This is a genomic window from Uliginosibacterium sp. 31-12, assembly GCF_030548425.1.
In the GTDB taxonomy this organism is placed as follows: domain Bacteria; phylum Pseudomonadota; class Gammaproteobacteria; order Burkholderiales; family Rhodocyclaceae; genus Uliginosibacterium; species Uliginosibacterium aquaticum.
In genome coordinates this window covers 170,538-189,683 of sequence record NZ_JAUOOA010000004.1, presented here as the reverse complement: position 1 = coordinate 189,683, position 19,146 = coordinate 170,538, and the positions used below count along the sequence as shown (strand labels likewise).

The window sequence follows — 19,146 nt, the reverse complement described above, 5'->3', positions numbered from 1 at the left end:
GGGCCGCAGCCATGCACACGACTCTCCCTCACCGCAGCGCCGGCATCGGCCTGCGCGCCCCGCATTACCGCGAAATTTTGCGCGATCTGCCTGCGCTGGATTTTCTCGAAGTGCATTCCGAGAACTTCTTTCATGCTGGCGGCGCGGCCATGGCCACGCTGGAGGCCGTGCGTGGGCACTATCCGCTGAGCCTGCACGGCGTGGGCCTGTCGATGGGCTCAGCCGAGGGTTTGCGCGTGCCGCATCTGGAGAAACTGGCGGCGCTGGTCGAGCGTTTCGAGCCGGCGCTGGTCTCCGAGCACATGGCCTGGGCTGCTGTAGATGGCCTGCATCTGGCGGACCTGCTGCCCTTGCCCAGCACGCAGGAAGCGCTGGCATGCATGGTCGAACATGTCGATCAGCTGCAGACACGTTTGCGCCGCCCCATCCTCGTCGAAAACATCTCGGCCTATCTGCGCTTTCGCGATTCTGAATTGAGTGACCTCGAATTCCTCGCTGAGCTGGCGGCCCGCACCGGCTGCGGCGTGCTGCTCGATGTGAACAACCTGTATGTCAATGCCATCAACCATGGCTTCGATGCGCTGGCCGAACTGCAGCGCCTGCCGGCCGCCTGTGTCGGCGAAATTCATTTGGCTGGCCACAGCGAAACACCGCTGGGCCTGATCGACACCCACGGCACGCCAGTGTGTGAAGACGTGTGGCAGCTCTATCGCGCCGCCATCGCCCATTGCGGGCCGCAGCCAACGCTGATCGAGCGCGATACAGATCTTCCGCCGCTGGGCGAACTGCTCGCTGAAGCCGCCCAGGCACGCGCGCTGATGGCAGCGGGGGAGCTGGCACATGTCTGAGCTGCTGGCCCTGCAACGGGATTTTGCTGCGGCCCTGCGCGAGTCGGCACAGGCACCGGTTTTTTTGGCGCGGCTGGCCGGCCCGGCGGCGCGCAATGCGGATCTGCTTGCGATCTATCGCGGCAACGCGGTGAGCAATGCACACGCGGCCTTGCGGCTGGCCTATCCGGTGTGTGACGAAGTGCTCGGTGCAGAATGTTTCGCGCAGCTGGCACGTCTTTACTGGCACGAGAATCCGGCCAGCGAGGGCGACCTGAATCTGTATGGCGCGTCGCTGCCGGAATGCATCGCCGCGCGCGACGACTTTGCCGAGCTGCCCTGGCTGCCGGATCTCGCCCGGCTGGAATGGGCGCTGCATGAAGCTGGCATGGCGCCGGATCATCAGCCGACGCCTTTCGTGCAGCTGGCCAGCTTGTCGGAGGCGGATTTGGCCGGAACGCGTCTGCAGTTCCAGCCGGCACTGTGCCTGATCGCATCAAGCTGGCCCATCGCCAGCCTGTGGCAGCAGCATCAAGCCGAGTGGCGGGCGCTGCATGGCGAAGTCTTTCAGCTCGAAGATTGCGGGCCAGAGACCGTGCTGATCTACCGCGACGGCTTCAAGCCCCGCGTGCTGGCCTTGCCGGCGGCTTCGGCCGATCTGCTGGTCGCGCTGCAGGCTGGTGAGATGCTCCTGCCGGCCTTGTCTGCCTGTGCCGAAAAACATCCGGATTTCGAGTCGCAACACGTTTTGCACGACATTTTCCAGCGTGGTCTGGTCACCGCCATCCTTCCCGGAGAAGCACCATGAACTGTGCCCTGCCCGCCGGCCTGTGCCGCGCTTACGAGTCTGCTCTCGCAGCCCTGCGCGATATGCTGTTGCTCGCCCTGCGTCTCTACATCGCTTGGGTGTTCTTCAAGTCCGGCCTCACCAAGATTGAGGACTGGAGCAGCACCCTGGCTTTGTTCGAGTATGAGTACAGCGTGCCGCTGCTGCCGACAACACTGGCTGCGGTGATGGGCACGGCCGGTGAGTTGCTGCTGCCCCCGCTGCTGGCGCTGGGTCTCGTCACGCGCTTTGCGGCGCTGGGCCTCACGGTGGTGAATGCGATGGCGGTGATCAGCTATCCCGCGCTGTGGGGCTTTGAATGCCCGGCCGCGATTCAGTCCCATTTTTTCTGGGGCGCTGGCTTACTTGTGCTGTTGGCATTCGGCGGCGGGCGTGTAGCGGCCGATCCCGTTGTGTGGCGCAAGTTGTGCGGCAAGGCGCCAGGCGATTGCCGATAATCCCGCTATGTTCTTCAAATCTTCCGCCCAGCGCGAATTCGAGCAAGTGGTGCGAGCGTGGAGCCCGGAGCTCTATCGCTTCGCCTACTGGCTTTCGCGCGACCGCTTTCTGGCCGACGAGCTGGTGCAGGAAACTTTTGCCCGCGCCTGGCGGGCCTGGGATCAGCTGCAGGACAAGGCCAATCCCAAGCCCTGGCTGATCAGCATCCTGCGCAACGAACACGCCCGGCTCTACGCGCGCAAGCAGTTTGACTACAGCGACGAGGCGCCCGAGGAGCTGAGCCTGCCGGCGCTGGACGACCACGCTAGCCAGTACGAGATGGAGAACCTGATCGGCAGCCTGCCGCTCTCGCTGCGCGAACCTTTTCTGCTGCAGACGCTGGGCGGCTACAGCTGCGCCGAGATCGCCGCCGAGCTGCAGACCAGCGAAGGCGCGGTGATGGTGCGCCTCACCCGTGCCCGCAAAGCCCTGCAGGAAGCCCTGCATGCCCCGGCCAGCGGCCGGAACAGGAAGTTGTCATGAGCCACGAAACCACCCCTACCAGCTGCCTCGATTTCCGCCGCGAATATCTCGCGGATCCGCGCCACCTGAGCGCCGCCGCGCAAAGCCATGCGGAAAGCTGTGCCTTGTGTCGCGCCTGGAGCCAGCGCGCCCAGCACGCTGAGCAGCAGATCGCGCAGGCGCTTGGCGCCGTGCCGCTGCCAGAGGGGCTTAACGAGCGCATCCTGCTGCGGGCGCAACACGCCGGGCCGCGCGCGTCGCGCCGCTGGCAGCCACTGGCGCTGGCCGCGAGCATTCTGCTGAGCCTCGCACTGGGCTTCTCGATGTGGCATCTACGTCCGGTGTCGGGCAGCGATCTGGCGCAGGTTGCGGCTCGCCATGCGAATGATGAAGGCTTCGAGTTGGCGATTCACCGCAGCGAGCCGCCCGAGAAGTTCGGTGCCGTGCTGGCCAGCTTTGGTGGCCGCTTGCAGGCACCGCTGGGCGAAGTCAGCTACATCCACTTCTGCCCGGTGGAAGGCTTCGGCCAGGGCTGGCACATCATCTACAACACGCCGGCCGGCAAGCTGACCCTGCTGCTGATCCCAGCGAAAGAGGGCGCGGCGAAAGTTGAGACCGTGCAGGTGGAAGGCCGCAGCGTGAAGGTGGAGCGTGCGGGCGCCGGCTACTACGCGCTGATTGCGGATGACCCGCGCACGCTGGAAGAAGCGGCGGGTAACCTCAAGCGCCGGGTGCGCTGGGAGACCTGAGCACCCGGGCCGCTGCGGCGGCGCATGCTGAAGCAGATCAGGGGAAGCGGTTGTCGCGCGCCACGCGGGTTACGGCATCAACCGAGGGATGGAAGATGACCAGAATCACCGATTGGGGGTCGCCCTGGTTCTTGGCGTCCAGCGGCCATTCCCACACTTCGCCGACGCTGGGCTGATTGCGCCAGATCTTGTTGGGCGTGCCGAGGATGCGCTTCACTTCCTGGCGGGTCATGCCGATGCGGATCCGCACCAGGTTTTCCTGCGTGATGACGATATAGGAATCGGTCAGCAGGCCCTTGCTGTCGAAATCCATCATCACGTTCTGCTGGGTGCCGGGGCGGTCGGCGTATTCGAGGGTGACCGTGCCATCCTGGTTGGGCCACTCGGCGGTGGGTTTTTCGCGCGCCCGCATCTGTTCGAGGGTGATGCTGCCCGGCTTGATGCCTTCGAGGTTGGCCGAGGCACAGGCCGAGAGGAGCAGCAAGGCGGCGAGCCAGTTCCAGCTTTTCATTCCAGATTCCTCATTATGGCCACCGCAGGGATGGCGCAAAGCGAGCATGCTACCAGTTCGATCCGGCAGGCTGGCGCTGCACTCCGGTAAAATCGGCGCATGAATAGTTCAATGCACTCGCGCCGCATCACGATCGCCCCCATGCTGGACTGGACCGATCGTCACTGCCGCCATTTCCACCGCCTGCTGGCGCCGCATGCCTGGCTGTACACCGAGATGGTGACTACCGGTGCCCTGCTCTTCGGCGATGTGGCGCGCCATCTGCGCTTCAATCCCTCCGAACATCCGGTTGCCCTGCAGCTGGGCGGCAGCGAGCCGGCAGATCTGGCGCGCTGCGCGCAGATGGCTGAGGAGTGGGGTTACGACGAGGTGAACCTGAACTGCGGCTGCCCTTCGGAGCGCGTGCAGCGCGGCGCATTTGGTGCCTGCCTGATGAACGAGCCGCAGCTGGTGGCCGAGTGTGTGGCGGCGATGTGCGAAGCCACCAAGCTGCCAGTGACCGTGAAGCATCGCATCGGCATCGATCAGATCGAGCATTACGATTTCGTGCATGGCTTCGTCGATACCGTCTCGAAAGCCGGCTGCAGCACCTTCATCGTGCATGCCCGCAATGCCTGGCTGAAAGGCCTCTCGCCGAAGGAAAACCGCGAGATTCCGCCATTGAGATACGAGGTGGCGCACCAGCTCAAGCGCGATTTTCCGCAGCTCGAGATCCTGCTCAATGGCGGACTGGCGACCACTGCCGCCATCGCCGAGCAGCTCCAGCAGGTGGATGGCGTGATGATCGGCCGTGAGGCCTATAACAACCCCTGGCTGCTGGCCGAGTGGGAGCGCAGCTTCTGTGACCCGGCTTGGGCGCCGAGCCGCGATGCCATCATCGAAGGCATGGTCGAGTACGCTGCGCAGGAAGCGCGTGAACATGGCACACCGCTGCGCGCCATCGTGCGTCACATCCTCGGCTTCGCCAACCATCTGCCCGGGGCGCGGAGCTTCCGCCGCCTGCTGTCGGACCCGAATGCGCTGCGCGACGCGCAGCCGGAGCTGATCCGTGAGGCCTGGGCGCTGGTGGGGGCACGGGCGGCGGCAGAGGATCTGGCGGGCTGAAGCCTGCCCGCGTGAATCCGATCAGATCACCCGCAGCAGTTCGCTGAGCTTGATCTCGATGTCCATCTGGCTGGCCACTTCGTGGCCGCCCCGGCGAGCGGGCAGGAAGCGGGTGCGCTGGAACATCCGGCGCAGGGGTTGCACGTCTCCGGCTTCAGCGCCGAGCACTTCCACTTCATCGACGGCCCCTGTGGCGCTGATGTAGAGCCGCAGGCGCAGGTGCTCAGCGCTCAGCTCGCTGCCCTCCAGCAGCGCAACATCCGGCGCGGAAACCGGCAGCGGCAGTTGCTGCAGGGCTTCGGCGGGCCAATAGGCGGGGTCTGCCGATGTGGACGAGGTGGATGAGGCGCCCGCCGGCTGGGCCGGCTGCGCCGCCGGCGCGGTAGAGGGCGGGGGCGTGGCGGCGACGAAGCGGCCCAGCAACGGCTGCGTGGGGGGCGTGGCGGCTGCCGGCCCAGTTTGCGGACTGCTGGCTCGCCAGCCCCACAGGCCGCCTGCGTGCAGCAAGGCGGACAGGGCGAGGGCAGCGAGGGCGGGCTTGGCCGGCATGGCGCTCAATCTGCCGTCGGCACCACGCGCCAGTTCAGGCGCTTGACCGAACCGCTGCTGGAGAAGCTGCCGGGCAGGTTCACCACCGTACCGGCGGAGGTGCCGGCGAGCAGCCGAGTCTTGCCGGCGATGTTCACGAAACCGATCTCGGTGGTGACTGAACTCAGTGACAGGGAGGCGACTGACTTGCCGCTGCTGTCGCTGAGCAGGCTCTGGCCGGTTGAGAGACTCACCGCGAAGGCGCGCGAAGTACCCGCCGGGGAGCACACCTCGCCGTTGGGCAGGTTGGCGGCGAAGGCCACCACGCCGTTGTTGGCGGTAGGTGTCACGTTGATGCGCTCCGCCACGCCGCTTGAAGCGGCAGACAGATCGAAGTACCAGCCCATGACCTTGGCCGGGTTGCTGCCGATGCCGCTGAGCAGATTGCTGTTCTCCTCAAGCACCGCCCGGGTGATCGGAAAGCTCACGCCATCGGGCAGGCTGGTGCTGCCACCGTAGAAGGCGCCACTCGTACTCATGCCGTCAATGAGGGCGTAGAAGCTCTGGATCTGGATGCTGGCGATGTCGCTGTCGGCCAGCAGGCGCCCGGTGCCGATCAGCACGTAGCGCTTGAGCGAATCCGGCTCGATCTCGATCAGCGGTTTGGTGGTGACGGGCTGCACCGTGCCGGCCGCATCCTTGAGGATCGCGATGCGCGTCGGCGTGGCGTAGCTGCCCGAAGTCGGCGTGAGATCGAGGCGCCATACATTGCCCTGCAGGTCGCCGGCATACAGGGTGTCGGCGGTGCCGTCCTTGTAGTTCGGCACGAAGGCTGAGGCGTGGGCGAGGTTGCTGGCTTCTTTGAGTTCCACGGTTTCAAGCAGGGCGCCAGTGCGCGGGTGGACGAAGAAGAAGTAGCCCTTGCCATCGCTGTTGTTGTAGCCGGAGGTGAGCACTACCACCCAGCCGTACTTGGCGGTCTTCACGACTTGCGCATCGCCGTAGCTGTAGCCCATGCGCGTGTCGGTGAATTCCCACAGCACCTTGCCGGCCACGGCACTTTCGCTGGTCCAGGCCGAGGGGTCGGTCACGTCGATGGCGTAATAGCCCTTGCCGCCCTTGCCAAGGCCGCCGATCAGCAGGCTGTGCCAGTCATTGCTGGTGGCCGTCGGCGAAGGTGTCTTGTAGAAATCGACGTCGAACACATTCGGTGTGGCATCCACCAGATAGTGATGGCTGAAACTGGGGCTGCCGAGCGAGGAGAGGCCGCCATCGGCGGTATCGAGGCTGCTGTCGCTATACACCAGACTCGGGATGTAGGCGAAGAGTTCGGCTCCACCAGTACTGGCCGTGACCGAGCCATCGAAGGCGTGCAGCATGCCGTCATTGGCGCCGACGTAGACCACCGTCTTGCGGCTGGCGTAAGTGCGCCGGAAGCTGCTATAGCCGGGGTTGTAGAGATCGGTCAGCTCGGCATCCGGGCCGGCCACGGCAGTCACCTTGGAGCCGACGATATCGCCCAGCAGGCTGGTGCGGGTGCGGTACTTGCCGCCGTTGGCGATTTCCTTGCTGCGGTCACCGCGCAGATACAGGATGTAGTCGCTGGCGGACTGGCTGCTGACCCCGGTCACGTAGTTGAAGGAGCCGCTGCAGCTGAGGCTGGTCTGGAAGGGAACGGCGCCGCTGCCGCACCAGGTGACGATCTTGCGGTTGGCCTGGCCGAGGCTGCTGATCAGCCCTGCGGCACTCCACACATCGGTATAGGTCGGGCTGCCACTGCTGTCGTAGCTGGCTGTCTGGCCCTTGAGGCTGCCGGTCCAGGTCGAGGGGTCGTAGCTCGCCACGTAGTTGGCATTGCCGCTGGTGGTCTGACGCGGCGAGGGCGAGGCCAGTGCGGTGGCGGTGGCCGCGGCGGCTTCGGAGCTGATCTTGGCAAAGGCTGTAGTCAGCCCGCTACGCATGGCTTCCGGATTATTGCCGGTGAAGTAGTTGTCTGGCCGGGAAGCGGTCTTGCTTGAATCCTTGGTGTTGGTGATGGTTTCGGCGTTGGTGTACCAGCTGCTGCTTGCGAGCGTGCTGGTGCCATTGCTCGTTGCATAGGGCTCGAAGCCGTCCGGCACTTCGAAGCCGCCATACTTGGCGGCGAGCCAGTACTGGTTTTTCGGGATGAAGTACTGGTACTCGACGACGTCCATCCAGTAGGTGTTGATGGTCTGAGTGCCGGTCAGGTCGCTGCGGATGTCCTTCACATGCGCGTCATAGGCCAGACCGGCGATGTAATTGGTTGCGTTGCCGCCATAGGAGTTCAGCGAACTGCCACCAGTAGACGAGTTCTTCTTCGTTCCCAGCGCGCCGAGACCCTCGAGTTGACCGACCATGTTGGTGGCCGTCGTCACGTTCACCGTTGTGTCATCCGATGGAATGGTTCCGCCCTGTGCGAGCGAAGTGCCGTACAAGTCGCCGTCGTAGTTGGCATTCACGTCTCCGATGCCGAGGATGAAGTTCTTCTGGCAGCTGTAGGCGATCGGATCGCTCCAGGTGGTGATCACCGGAAAGCCGTCCAGCCGGGTGGCGATGCTGTCGTTGGAGTCGCCGTCGGAGGTCGCCCAGGAAGAATAGGCGCTCACATTGCCGAGATTGCGGAAGTAGCGCGTGGCCGCGTAATACAGTTCGCTGACCGGGTCGTATTTCTTGTAGCCCTTGGTGGTGACCACCTTGCCGAACTTGTTCAGGTAGTTCAGCACGCCACTGTTGGCGATCGTGACACCGGCGGCCGTGGCGGTGGTGGAGGCGGCCGAGCTGTCCGGGTTCTGCAGCATCACCCCGGTGGATGAGCTCCATTCCGCTGCCGTATTGGTAATGGCGGTGGAGCCCGGCACGGGCTGCTCCGGCCCGACAAATTTCATCGGTGCGCGCAGCGCGCCGCCATCCTTGCTCGTCGTCCAGGTATTGATGTAGCCGAGGGCGGCATACCTCAGCTTGCTCGAATAGCTCTGCAACAGGCCCTCTGGCTTGTAATTGCTGCCATAGGCCACGCAGTTGCTCTCCACGCCGACCGTGCTGTCACACACCTTCACGCGGATGTAGAGCTTGTAAATGGTGCTGGCGCTGGCGCCTGCTGAGGAGCTTGAGCTCGACGAAGTGCAATTCCTGCCGCTGCATGTCGAGGATGAGCTTGAGCTGCTGGTCAGGGCATATTGCGCGTTGTAGTCCGTCGAAGCGGGAGTCGAATCGCTGCTCAGCGTGCCGCTGCCAGTCACCCACATCGCGATGCCGCCACCCCAGTTCCGTGTCTTGACTCCTGTGCTCCAGTTGAAAGGCGTGGCTCCGGCTGCGTAGGTCGATGAAAGTGTCTTCTCCGGAGTGTTGGAGGTATGCGTGCCCTGGCTCGAAACATAGGTCTTCTCGAGGATGGTGCTGGTCGTGGTGTCATCGTTGCTGGCCGTGCCACGGGTCCCGCCGGTGAGCACCCAGCGGAAACCATCGAGCGACATCATCGACGACCAGTTGAGATAGTTGCCGCTCCATAGCGGTACGCTCGCCGTGCTGCTGCAGGTGTGCGTGCTCGCCATGCTGTAGGGCGTGAAGTAGCTCTCGGCTGGCGTGGTGCTGTTGTACTTGTATAGATAGCACTTGGCCGGATCGAAATAGCCGTAGTAGGTGGAGCTCGCGACGTAGTCCGTCGTGCCGGGATAGGCCGGGCTGATGGCCGTTGGATATTCCACGGACAGCGCCAGTGCCAGATTGCCCGGCACCGAGACAGACGAAAACAGCGGTGCATCCGCCAGATCGATGCTGGCGGCGTGGGTGGGCAGGCTGGCCAGTGCGGCTGCACTCAGCAGGGCGCCCAGCGGGCGGTGAAAACGGTTCAGTAGGTTCATGGCAATCTCTCGCGGAAGGGCGGGCCGTGCCTCAGCGGGACAGCGTGGTCTGTAGGAAAACCTGGGTATTGCGCGGGCCGCTGACCCGCACGCTGATGCGGTAGGCCGGCACGTATTCGGCACCGGCTTTTTTCAGCCAGTTGGTGCCGCCCACGTCAGAGGCGCCCGGGATGTAGACGCAGGTGCTGGCATCAAAACTGCCGGCGCTGGAGCATTGGCGATCGATCACGGTGCGGATCGTCACGCCGGTGCTGCTATCCGTGATGTCAGTGGCGCTCATGCCCTTGCTGCTGAAGGTCGAGTCATTGACCAGCACCAAGGGGATGCCACGCGCATTGGAGGGCAGGATCGTGGCGGAGTAGTTGCTGCCGGCCAGATCCGCCGTGCGGCTGCTGTCGCTGGCGAGCGCACCGCTCTTGAAGAGGGTGATGGCCGCGGCCATGCCACGCTCGCCTTCATTGACCAGATCACGCTTGAAAGCGAGGTTGCCGGAAAGCAGCACTGAGGTATCCAGCGAACGCAGCAGGGCGACCGCCGAGATCAGCAGGATCACCATGGCGAGCAGGGTCACCAGCAGGATCAGGCCTTGTTGAGAGTGGGCTCTAGCCCGGGGGCGGTAAATGTTGCGCATCGCTTACTCCAGCATCATCGCGTTACGCAGCGGCACGCTGATTTCCAGCGTGCGGTAGCGGTATTTCTGTTCGCTGGCCGTGAGGCTGCGGGTGAATTGCAGACTGCTGCCGAGATCACTGAACAGCGTCAGGCTGCTGGCGCTCACAGCGGTTTTCTCAGCGATATCGGTGCGCAGGATCAGGCCGACGCGGATCGCCTTGATCGTGCTGATCAGGCCGTTGGCGGTGCTGCTGCCGTCGCTCAGGGCGCTGAAGGCGTAGCTGCCGCTGGGCTTGACCCAGCTATCCACCTTGCCATCGGCATTGCTATCGAGGCCGTACAGCGCGTGTAGCTCGAACAGGCCATTGGCAACCGCCTGCAAGGGGGTCGCCGAGGTCTGCAACAGGTCGTAGGCATACAGAGTGTTGTTGTCACCCACGCCCAGCACCTGGAAGGCCGGCGGGTTGGAGGCCGACACATTGCCCAGGTTGAAGGCCACTGCATTCTTCGTGAAACCGGCCACGCTGACCGAGTTGATTTCGGCAGCGTAGTAAGTGCCGGCCAGCGCCAAGCTGCCTGCGCCGCTCTCGCTGAAGCTGCTGCTGACCTGGCTGACGAGGCAGGGCGCGATGCCGCCATTCTTGGCTTCCTGGTCGGTCAGCAGCAGCAGATCGCTGGCGGCGAAGGCGAGGGTGTTCTTGAGCGTGAGGCTGCTGCTGGAAGGGTAATCGGTCAGGTAGGCCGGGGCTTCGCTGCGGCCGGCGGCACCGCTCATCACCAGCAGCACATCCGAGCTGCTACCGCTGGCGGCAGGCGTGGTTCCGTCTGCGAGGATCAGCAGCGGGGCGAGGCGAAAAGTCGTGCCGAGGCTGGCGAAAGGCGCCGGCAGCGCCGCCGTGCGCGGCAGGGTCTGGCTGCCATTGGTGGCTTGCAGGGTGCAGCCGAAGGCATATTCGGCGGATTGCGAAATCCCCGAGCCGGCGCTACGCAGCCAGTTGTCGAGCACATAAGCGGCGTAGTTGCCGGCCTGGTCGATGTCATTGACCGAGGTGGAACTGCGCTTGCGCGCTTCGAAACCGATCATCACCGAGCTTACGGCGAGCACCAGCAGGGATGCGATGACGATCGCCACCATCAGTTCGATCAGGGTCAGGCCGCGCTGGCGGTGGCTGGACGGCCGGCTCATGGAATCATCACCTTGGTGACGTAGCTGTTGGCCTGCTCAGCGCTCTTGCGCCAGGGAGCCTTCCAGCTGATCGTTACGGTGGCCAGCCCCAGGATCTCACAATCATTCTTGAGGTCGACTTCTATACATAAACTCACATCGCCATCCCCTGCTGGCAGGCCGCTGCTGGTGGCGCTGACCTGGGCCTTCCAGCTGCTGAGCGTGGCGGCATCCAGTGTGGTGCTCTGCTGGGCCCACATCTGACTGACGATCTGGTTGGCGAGCAGAGCAGCGCGGGTGCGGTCTTCCGAATCCACCGAGAATTGCGTGGCCTTGGCCTGCAGGGCGACGATGCCCAGCACGCCCAGCGAGAACAGCAGGATCGAGATCAGGGCTTCGAGCAGGGCGGCGCCGTGCTGGCGGTGGGCGAGAGCGGTGTGTTTCATGATGTCGTGCACCCATCCGGATTGCTGACTGACAGGGTTTTCTGCGGATCGCACATGCGTACCTTGCCGCCCGCGTACACCTGCACCGCGAGCTTGCGATCCGCGCCCGTCGTGGTGAGGGTGTAGGTCACGCTGTCGGCAGGTGCCGTGCAGCTTGCCCCGAGGCCGGTGGCGGTATTGCTGACGAGGCGGCCGGCCGAGTTGAAGCACAGTGCGGCATTGCCGCCGCTGATGCTTACCGAATACTGGTTGGCGAGGGTTTCGCCGCGCACGAAATCCGTGTTGCTGGCGGCCTCCGAACTGCCGGTCAGCGGCAGGCTCTGGATGTACCAGTTCGGGCCGCTGCTGCTGGGCGTGGCCGACAGGGCCGGGCTGGCGGCGGTGAGCACGAAGCTGGTCTGGCGGCTGCGCTTGATGGCCTCCACCTGGGCCTGGCGCAGCGCGTTCTGCAGCGCCTCGGCGACGGTGCGCACCCGGTTGTTGGCCAGCCAGGTGGACAGGTTCGGCACCGCCACGAGGGTCAGGATGCTCATCACCGCGATGATCACCATCAGCTCGATCAGCGAGAAGCCGCGCCGGGATGCGCAATGCGGCCTCAGCACGTCTGCCCCTTGCGCTGCACCCAGCAGCCGGATTGCGGATACGTGCCCCAGCCAGAAGGCAGGCCGGTGGTTTTCTGGGTGCCGTCCTGGTCAATCGTATAAACGAAGCCGCTGGTGCTACCGCTGCCGGTGGCGGTGATCGTGTAGGCCGTGGCCGACAGCGCCGAGCCTGCGCATTGCACGCTGAAAGTGCCTGCGGTCTGGGCTGTGGCGCAGGGCGCGGCGTAGCCGGTCACGCTGGCGTAGGTTCGGTTGTCCTGATAGTGCTGCTCCATTTTTGCGCGTGTCGTGGCCAATGCGTTGGTGGCGTCAACCAGGCGGCCGCGGGTCACGTAATCGCTGTAGGCCGGCAGGGCGACGGCGGCCAGGATGGCGATGATGGCCACCGTGATCATCAATTCGATCAGCGTGAAGCCGGCGCTGGTGTTCTTGCTGCCATGGCTGTTGGCCGGGTGTTGCTGCGGGGTATTCATGACTCGATTACCGTGGGTTCTTTACTGCTGGACATCATCCACGGGGGCTTGCAAAACGACCTCAAGGCTTGCAAAAGCACATTTGTTTGCATCAGGGGCCGACCAGCGGTGTCTCCCTCGCCTGTGAGCGGCTCCGGTAAAGTAGCGGGCCGTCTCCTCACCAGCCCTTGCGATGCCCGCCCTGCTTTGTCACCGCGCCAGCCCTCTTCCGCCCCTCAGCGCCTGCAGCCTGTCGCTGGCCTGGCAGGAGGATGGCGCGCTGCAGCTGTGCTATCGCCTGATAGGCGACATTTCCGCCCTGCGCCTTCCGCCCCTCAGCCCGGCGCCCGGCTTTGCCGATGGGCTCTGGCAACACAGCTGCTGCGAGCTTTTCGTGGCCGAGGGGGAGCGGGGCTATCGGGAATTCAACTTCGCGCCCTCGGGCAACTGGGCGGCCTATGCCTTCAGCGACTACCGCGTGCGGCGTGACTGGGTTCCGGATGCGCAGCCACGCATCCGTGTGAGCCACAGCCCGAGCGCATTCGAATTGCAGGTCGACCTGCCCGCTGCGCTGCTGCCGCCCGCCCGACCCTTGCAGCTTGGCGCCACGGCCGTGATCGAAACCACCACGCCTGAGCTGAGTTACTGGGCCCTGCAGCACGCTGGCGAACGGCCGGACTTTCACCGGCGCGAATCCTTCGTCCTGTCCTTGCCATGAACACATTGGCGGCAGCGGTCAGCGCCCACGAATCCTGCCTCGTCCCTCATCTGCCATTCGCGGTCAGTGGCCGCTCCTACAGAAAACGCCTGCCATGACTTCACCTGTCCTCTTCGGCCTCGACCGCCTGCTCACCGACCCCACCCTGCGCGCACCGCTCGCGGGCCGCCGGGTGGCGCTGCTCGCCCACCCCGCCTCGGTCACCCGGAATCTCGATCACGCCCTCGATGCGCTGGCCGCCTGCCCCGAGATCACGCTCAGCGCCGCCTTTGGCCCGCAGCATGGCCTGCGTGGCGACAAGCAGGACAACATGGTTGAATCCCCCGATTACCTCGACCCGCAGCTGGGCATCCCGGTCTTCAGCCTCTACGGCGAGGTGCGTCGCCCTACCGACGCGATGATGGCCAGCTTCGACGTGCTGCTGGTCGACCTGCAGGATCTGGGCTGCCGCATCTACACCTTCATCACCACCCTGCGTTACGTGCTCGAGGCGGCGGCAAAACACGGCAAAACGGTGTGGGTGCTGGATCGCCCCAACCCCGCTGGCCGGCCGGTCGAAGGCCTGAGGCTGCGCGAGGGCTGGGAGAGCTTCGTCGGTGCCGGCAGCCTGCCGATGCGCCATGGCCTCACCATGGGCGAGCTGGGCCACTGGTTCATCGCCACGCTGGGCCTGCAACTGGAATACCGCGTGATCCAAATGCAGGGCTGGCAGCCCGAGGCCGCGCCCGGCTATGGCTGGCCGGAAGAGCGCGCCTGGATCAATCCCAGCCCCAATGCGGCGAATCTCTCGATGGCGCGCGCCTACGCCGGTACCGTGATGCTGGAAGGCGCAACGCTCTCGGAAGGGCGCGGCACCACGCGTCCGCTGGAGCTCTTCGGCGCACCGGATATCGAGGCTCGCGCGGTGATCGCGAAGATGCGCGCACTCGCCCCGCACTGGCTCGCGGGCTGCGTGCTGCGCGAAATCTGGTTTGAGCCGACCTTTCACAAGCATGTCGGCAAGCTCTGCGCTGGCGTGCAGATCCATGTCGAAACGGCGCACTACGATCACGCCGCCTTCCGCCCCTGGAGACTCCAGGCCCTGGCCTTCAAGGCCATCCGCCAGCTGTATCCGGCCTACCCCTTGTGGCGCGACTTCGGTTACGAGTACGAACATGAGCGTCTGGCCATCGACCTCATCAACGGCTCGCCGCTCCTGCGCGAATGGGTGGATGATGCGGCCGCCATGCCGGATGATCTGGACGTGATCACGCTGGCGGATGAAGCGAGCTGGCGCGCGGAGCGTGCGGCTTTCCTGCTCTATTGCTGAGCGGCCTATCCCTACAAGTACGGAGAGAAAAATGTCAGGACACGGATTTCATGTGCACGGCCCGCACGATCATGAACTTGAACACGCCAGCCAGCACGGCGCCAGCGACCGATTTGCCGGACGCATCGCCGTCACTACCGCCACTCTCGCTACCCTCGGCGCCCTCTTTGCCTATCAGGGCGGTGCGACTCAGGCAGATGCGATGCTGTTCAAGAACAACGCCGCGATCAAGAAGACCGAAGCCTCCAACCAGTGGAATTTCTATCAGGCCAAGAGCACCAAGAGAGCCTTGGCTGAGCTCGGTGCTGCCTGGTCCGCTGGAGAGCGCGGGGACTACTACCGCAAGGAAGTGGAGCGCTATCAGGGCGAGATGAACGTGATCAAGACCCAGGCGGAGGCACTGGAAGCCGAGGCCAAGGTCTGGGATGAGCGCTCGGAAGCCCAGATGCATAACCATCACCGCTGGGCGCAGGCCACCACGCTGCTGCAGGTCGCTATCGCCCTTTCCGCCATTGCCTTGCTCACTCGCCGAAACTGGTTGCAATGGGGCGTGTATGGCGTATCCGTCGTCGGCACGGCACTGGGTATTGCCGCCATGCTGCACTTCTGATCGTCCTGAAGAACCGCATCACACCTTGCTTTGCACACGCCCTGCCTCACCGCCATGTGTGGCAAGGCTCTCCACCGGGGCAAAGCCCTGATGCCGGGCGGGGCTATAATCCCGATCCTCCTGGTTTCACACACTGAAAGTCATCATGTCCGCCATTCCCGCCTGCCCCGTCTGCTCGATGGAAAACACCTACCCGGACGGCGACAACTACGTCTGCGCGGATTGCGGCCACGAATTTCCGCAAGTTGCGGCCAGCAGCGAGGAAGACAGCCGCATCGTGCGCGACTCCAATGGCACCGTGCTGCAGGATGGCGATGCCGTGGTGCTGATCAAGGACCTGAAGGTCAAGGGTTCCTCGATCACCCTGAAGCAGGGCAGCAAGGTGAAAAGCATCCGCCTCGTCGGCGATGGCGATCACGAAGTCGACTGCAAGCTCGACGAAGGCAAGTTCATGCTCAAGGCCTGCTTCCTCAAGAAGGTTTGACTGCAGGAGCGGCCAGAGGGCCGCTCCTTGTCTTGTCGAACGTGAGGCCGCTGTTGTGCGACTGAAGTCGCACCTACAGACGTGGCACTCAGCCGCAACTACGGAATCTGCGGCTCCAGCAAGCGATAGCGCAGCAACTGTGGTGCCTGCCCCTCCTCCTGCACGATCACGAATTCCTCGCGCGCCGCGCCATTGGCATAGGCCGTGGTGTAGGTGAGGGTGGCCTGGCGGCCGTCCACCGTCGTGGTCATGCGCTCGGCACCGCGCACTTCGCCGAGCCGGGCACGGATCTTCTGCAGGCCGGCGACGAATTCGGCCTGCGCCTGGGCTTCGCGCAGGGCAGGTGCGGCGCGCTGGTAAATACCGGCGAAATCCCCCTCGATCATGGCCAGATGGAAAGCCGGCACGGCGTGTTCCGCTTCGTCCGGATTCACCGGCGGGGTGCAGGCGCCAAGCAGGCAGGCGAGGGCCAGCAGCGCTATCCATTTCCTCATGTCTGTCTCCTGATCGTTCGGCGCATGTTCGCATGCCTGCGTCGGCTACACCGCAGCGGCGCGCAAATTCGCCTTGCCTGCGCCCAGCCGTTAAAATGCTCAGCTTGTATTCATGGCTGGCGCTTCCGCCCAGCCTTGTCCGTGGAGAAACCGTGATGTACCAGTCCCCCCTTCTGCAAGATCTGCATGCCCGTGGCCTGATTGCCCAGACCACCGATGCAGAGGCACTCGATGAAATGCTCGCGAAGGGTTCGGTGACGCTGTATTGCGGCTTCGACCCGACCGCCGATTCGCTGCACCTGGGCCATCTGGTGCCGGTACTGGTCCTCAAGCGCTTCCAGCAGGCCGGCCACAAGCCGATCGCATTGGTCGGCGGCGCCACCGGCATGATCGGCGACCCGAGCTTCAAGGCCACCGAGCGCAAGCTCAACACTCCAGAAGTGATCGCTGGCTGGGTGGACAAGATCCGCGGCCAGGTCGCGCCTTTCCTCGATTTCGAGGGCCCCAACGCGGCCATCATGGCCAATAACTACGACTGGTTCTCCGGCATGGGCGCGCTCGAATTCCTGCGCGACATCGGCAAGCACTTCTCGGTGAATGCCATGATCAAGAAGGAATCGGTGCAGCAGCGCATCAACCGCGACGGCGAGGGCATCTCCTACACCGAGTTTTCCTACGCCCTGTTGCAGGGCTACGACTTCGCCGAGCTGAACCGCCGCTACGGCTGCGTGCTGCAGATCGGCGGCTCCGATCAGTGGGGCAATATCACCGCCGGCACCGAGCTCACGCGCCGCATGAATCAGCAGCAGGGCTACGGCCTTACGCTGCCGCTGGTCACCAAGTCCGACGGCACCAAGTTCGGCAAGACCGAATCCGGCGCCATCTGGCTCGACGCCAAGAAGACTTCGCCCTACGCCTTCTACCAGTTCTGGCTGAACACGGCGGATGCCGACGTGTACAAGTTCATGCACTACTTCAGCTTCCTTACGGTGGAAGAAATCGCCGCCATCGAAGCTGCCGACAAGGCCGCAGAAGGCCGCCCGCAAGCCCAGCGCATCCTCGCCGAACAGGCCACCGAACTGGTGCACGGTAAGGCCGCGCTGGAAGCCGCGCAGCGCATCTCCGCCAGCCTCTTCTCCGGCGATCTGGCTTCGCTGACCGAAAACGATCTGGAGCAGCTCGCACAGGATGGCGTGCCCGGCGTTGAGCAAGACAAATCGGTCAGCAACCTGATCGACCTGCTGGTCGCCAGTGGCTTGGCCAAGTCCAAGACCGAAGCGAAGAGCTTCATCCAGAGCGGCTCGGTGGCGGTCAACGGCGCCAAGGCCGAGGCACTGGACCATGCCATCACCGATGCCGAGCGCCTGTTTGGCCGCTTCACCCTGCTGCGTCGGGGCAAGAAGCTCTACGCCATGATCCGCTGGGCCTGAGCGCGAGCGCCGCACGCCATGTCTGCAAGGGGCCAGATTCCCGCGCGACAGGCGTTCTGGCGCGATCCGGCACTGCCCTTCATCGAAGTCCGCACCGTCGAGGATGGGCGCAGCGTCTGTTACGACCGGCATGCCCATGACAACTTCTCGATCGGTGCCATCACCGGCGGTTGCAGCACCTATCTGAATGGCCGCCTGCGCGAGCGGGTCGATACCGGTGCGGTGGTGCTGATGAACCCGGGCGAGGTGCATGCCTGCAGCCCGCTGGCCGGTACCTGGTCCTACCTGATGCTGTATGTGGACCTCGCCTGGCTGGCGGCGTTGCAGGAAGAACACGGCGTGGCGGCGGGCGGCCAATTCGTGCCGCTGGTGGCGCGCCTGAGCAGGGATCCCGGGCTCTACCGTCGGCTGAGCCAGCTGCACACCACCCTGCTGGATACCTCCGGCGATCTGATCGGCCGCGAAGTCGCCCTGCACGAGTTCTTTGGTGCGCTGTGCCAGCACGCCCCGGCTGTGCCCCAGGTATTGCCGGAGCCGCTGGATCCGCGTCTCGTGCGGGCGGCGGACTTCATCCGCAGCAGCAGCGCCACGGCCTTGCGTCTGGAAGACATCTGCCGCGTCGCCGGGCTCTCCGCCTCGCGCCTGATCCGTGCCTTCAAGGCGCAGTACGCCATGACCCCGCATGATTACCTGACCCATTGCCGCATCCAGCAATGCCGCCAGCGCCTACGCCGGGGCGAGCCGCTGGCTCAGGTGGCGGCAGAGACCGGCTTTGCCGATCAGGCCCATTTCCAGCGCGCCTTCAAGCGTTATGTGGCCGCCACGCCAGGTGAATACCGCAACTAGCCCAGCAGCATGCCCGGGGCGCACAGCAGCAGCATCACGGCCAGTCCGCCATTGAGCAGTCGTACCCGCCGTGGCTGCTGCAGCCAGTCGCGCAGATGGCAACCGGCCCAGACCCAGCAAGCCAGCGAGGCGAAGCACACCACGAAGTACAGCGCCGCAAACAGGCCGATCCGGCTCGCCTCGCCATCCGCCGCAAAAGCCCCCATGCCGGCAGCCGAGGCCAGCCAGGCCTTCGGATTGAGCCACTGCATCAGCGCGCCCTGCAGGAACAGCGAGCCGGGGCGCGCTTCGCCGGCCTCGAGCTGACCCTCGTCGCGCCACAGCTTCCAGGCCATGTAAACGAAGAAGGCCGCCCCCGCCCAACGGATCAGTGCCAGCAGCCAGGGCCATTGCAGCAAGAGGGCCTGCAGGCCGCAGCCGATCAGCACCAGTAGCACGGTGAAGCCACAGGTGGCGCCGGCCACATGGAGCATTCCGGGCAGAAAACCGCGCCGTGCCCCGGTGCCCAGCCCGACCAGATTTACCGGCCCCGGAGAAAGCGAAGCCGCCAGGGCAAACAGGAACATCGGGAGCAGGGAAGTCATGATGTGGG

Annotated in this window: 22 protein-coding genes; 12 read left to right on the top strand and 10 right to left on the bottom strand. The window is 64.6% G+C overall.

All coding sequences use genetic code 11. From position 1 onward, the window contains the following. Window positions 1–11: 11 nt before the first annotated feature. The 5 genes from Q3Y64_RS09805 to Q3Y64_RS09785 are packed head-to-tail and all read left to right on the top strand — an operon-like array spanning window position 12 to window position 3,362. Entirely contained in the window at window positions 12–848 is an 837-nt protein-coding gene (locus Q3Y64_RS09805) for a DUF692 domain-containing protein (protein ID WP_303561399.1), read from the top strand. After that, window positions 841–1,635 (top strand): DNA-binding domain-containing protein, encoded by a 795-nt coding sequence (locus Q3Y64_RS09800; RefSeq protein WP_303561397.1) that lies wholly within the window; start codon window positions 841–843, stop codon window positions 1,633–1,635. Before Q3Y64_RS09805 ends, Q3Y64_RS09800 begins: the two co-directional genes overlap by 8 nt. Further along, a complete protein-coding gene (locus Q3Y64_RS09795) occupies window positions 1,632–2,111 on the top strand; it encodes a DoxX family protein (protein ID WP_303561395.1) in 480 nt (159 codons plus the stop codon). Before Q3Y64_RS09800 ends, Q3Y64_RS09795 begins: the two co-directional genes overlap by 4 nt. A gap of 7 nt (window positions 2,112–2,118) precedes the next feature. Next, window positions 2,119–2,634, top strand: coding sequence for a sigma-70 family RNA polymerase sigma factor (locus tag Q3Y64_RS09790; protein ID WP_101940488.1), 516 nt, complete (start codon window positions 2,119–2,121; stop codon window positions 2,632–2,634). Next, entirely contained in the window at window positions 2,631–3,362 is a 732-nt protein-coding gene (locus Q3Y64_RS09785; protein ID WP_303561392.1) for a DUF3379 family protein, read from the top strand. Before Q3Y64_RS09790 ends, Q3Y64_RS09785 begins: the two co-directional genes overlap by 4 nt. A gap of 37 nt (window positions 3,363–3,399) precedes the next feature. Here the strand turns inward: Q3Y64_RS09785 and bamE are convergent, their stop codons facing one another. After that, window positions 3,400–3,873: an outer membrane protein assembly factor BamE gene (gene bamE / locus Q3Y64_RS09780; RefSeq protein ID WP_158239096.1), complete on the bottom strand. Its 474-nt coding sequence runs from the start codon at window positions 3,871–3,873 to the stop codon at window positions 3,400–3,402. Between the two features lie 99 nt (window positions 3,874–3,972). Between bamE and dusA the strand changes: the two genes are divergently transcribed. Next, on the top strand, window positions 3,973–4,977 hold the full coding sequence (gene dusA / locus Q3Y64_RS09775) for a tRNA dihydrouridine(20/20a) synthase DusA (protein ID WP_303561388.1): 1,005 nt from the start codon (window positions 3,973–3,975) through the stop codon (window positions 4,975–4,977). A gap of 21 nt (window positions 4,978–4,998) precedes the next feature. Here dusA and Q3Y64_RS09770 read toward each other — a convergent pair whose 3' ends face one another. From Q3Y64_RS09770 to Q3Y64_RS09740, 7 genes are read right to left on the bottom strand one after another with little or no spacing between them, the layout of a single operon-like run. Next, window positions 4,999–5,526 carry a hypothetical protein gene (locus Q3Y64_RS09770; protein WP_303561386.1) on the bottom strand — a complete coding sequence of 176 codons (528 nt, stop codon included), beginning with the start codon at window positions 5,524–5,526 and terminating at the stop codon, window positions 4,999–5,001. A gap of 5 nt (window positions 5,527–5,531) precedes the next feature. After that, a complete protein-coding gene (locus Q3Y64_RS09765; RefSeq protein ID WP_303561385.1) occupies window positions 5,532–9,386 on the bottom strand; it encodes a pilus assembly protein in 3,855 nt (1,284 codons plus the stop codon). Between the two features lie 31 nt (window positions 9,387–9,417). Next, window positions 9,418–10,017: a hypothetical protein gene (locus Q3Y64_RS09760; protein ID WP_303561383.1), complete on the bottom strand. Its 600-nt coding sequence runs from the start codon at window positions 10,015–10,017 to the stop codon at window positions 9,418–9,420. 3 nt (window positions 10,018–10,020) lie between these two features. After that, window positions 10,021–11,184, bottom strand: a complete 1,164-nt coding sequence (locus tag Q3Y64_RS09755) for a PilW family protein (protein WP_303561381.1) — start codon at window positions 11,182–11,184, stop codon at window positions 10,021–10,023. Then, window positions 11,181–11,609, bottom strand: coding sequence for a hypothetical protein (locus Q3Y64_RS09750; protein WP_303561379.1), 429 nt, complete (start codon window positions 11,607–11,609; stop codon window positions 11,181–11,183). Before Q3Y64_RS09750 ends, Q3Y64_RS09755 begins: the two co-directional genes overlap by 4 nt. Beyond that, window positions 11,606–12,211, bottom strand: coding sequence for a GspH/FimT family pseudopilin (locus tag Q3Y64_RS09745; protein WP_303561377.1), 606 nt, complete (start codon window positions 12,209–12,211; stop codon window positions 11,606–11,608). Before Q3Y64_RS09745 ends, Q3Y64_RS09750 begins: the two co-directional genes overlap by 4 nt. Continuing rightward, complete coding sequence (locus Q3Y64_RS09740; protein WP_303561375.1) at window positions 12,205–12,684, bottom strand: type IV pilin protein; 480 nt, start codon at window positions 12,682–12,684, stop codon at window positions 12,205–12,207. The genes Q3Y64_RS09745 and Q3Y64_RS09740 overlap by 7 nt, the downstream gene beginning before the upstream one ends. Window positions 12,685–12,856: 172 nt before the next feature. On the opposite strand from Q3Y64_RS09740, the gene Q3Y64_RS09735 reads away from it, so the two are divergent. From Q3Y64_RS09735 to Q3Y64_RS09720, 4 genes are all read left to right on the top strand, one after another. Continuing rightward, window positions 12,857–13,381 (top strand): DOMON-like domain-containing protein, encoded by a 525-nt coding sequence (locus Q3Y64_RS09735; RefSeq protein WP_101940478.1) that lies wholly within the window; start codon window positions 12,857–12,859, stop codon window positions 13,379–13,381. A 94-nt stretch (window positions 13,382–13,475) separates the two neighbouring features. Further along, window positions 13,476–14,690, top strand: coding sequence for a DUF1343 domain-containing protein (locus Q3Y64_RS09730; RefSeq protein ID WP_303561372.1), 1,215 nt, complete (start codon window positions 13,476–13,478; stop codon window positions 14,688–14,690). A gap of 31 nt (window positions 14,691–14,721) precedes the next feature. After that, entirely contained in the window at window positions 14,722–15,300 is a 579-nt protein-coding gene (locus Q3Y64_RS09725; RefSeq protein WP_303561370.1) for a DUF4337 domain-containing protein, read from the top strand. 145 nt (window positions 15,301–15,445) lie between these two features. Next, window positions 15,446–15,784 (top strand): zinc ribbon domain-containing protein YjdM, encoded by a 339-nt coding sequence (locus Q3Y64_RS09720; protein WP_101940476.1) that lies wholly within the window; start codon window positions 15,446–15,448, stop codon window positions 15,782–15,784. Window positions 15,785–15,882: 98 nt separating this feature from the next. On the opposite strand, the gene Q3Y64_RS09715 is transcribed toward Q3Y64_RS09720, so the two are convergent. Continuing rightward, on the bottom strand, window positions 15,883–16,278 hold the full coding sequence (locus Q3Y64_RS09715; RefSeq protein ID WP_170022050.1) for a hypothetical protein: 396 nt from the start codon (window positions 16,276–16,278) through the stop codon (window positions 15,883–15,885). A 155-nt stretch (window positions 16,279–16,433) separates the two neighbouring features. Here Q3Y64_RS09715 and tyrS point away from each other — a divergent pair, with 155 nt between their 5' ends. Further along, window positions 16,434–17,708, top strand: coding sequence for a tyrosine--tRNA ligase (gene tyrS, locus Q3Y64_RS09710; protein ID WP_303561366.1), 1,275 nt, complete (start codon window positions 16,434–16,436; stop codon window positions 17,706–17,708). Window positions 17,709–17,726: 18 nt separating this feature from the next. Next, window positions 17,727–18,554 (top strand): AraC family transcriptional regulator, encoded by an 828-nt coding sequence (locus tag Q3Y64_RS09705; protein ID WP_303561364.1) that lies wholly within the window; start codon window positions 17,727–17,729, stop codon window positions 18,552–18,554. On the opposite strand, the gene Q3Y64_RS09700 is transcribed toward Q3Y64_RS09705, so the two are convergent. Beyond that, window positions 18,551–19,138 (bottom strand): LysE family translocator, encoded by a 588-nt coding sequence (locus tag Q3Y64_RS09700; protein WP_303561362.1) that lies wholly within the window; start codon window positions 19,136–19,138, stop codon window positions 18,551–18,553. The genes Q3Y64_RS09705 and Q3Y64_RS09700 overlap by 4 nt on opposite strands. Window positions 19,139–19,146: the final 8 nt, after the last annotated feature.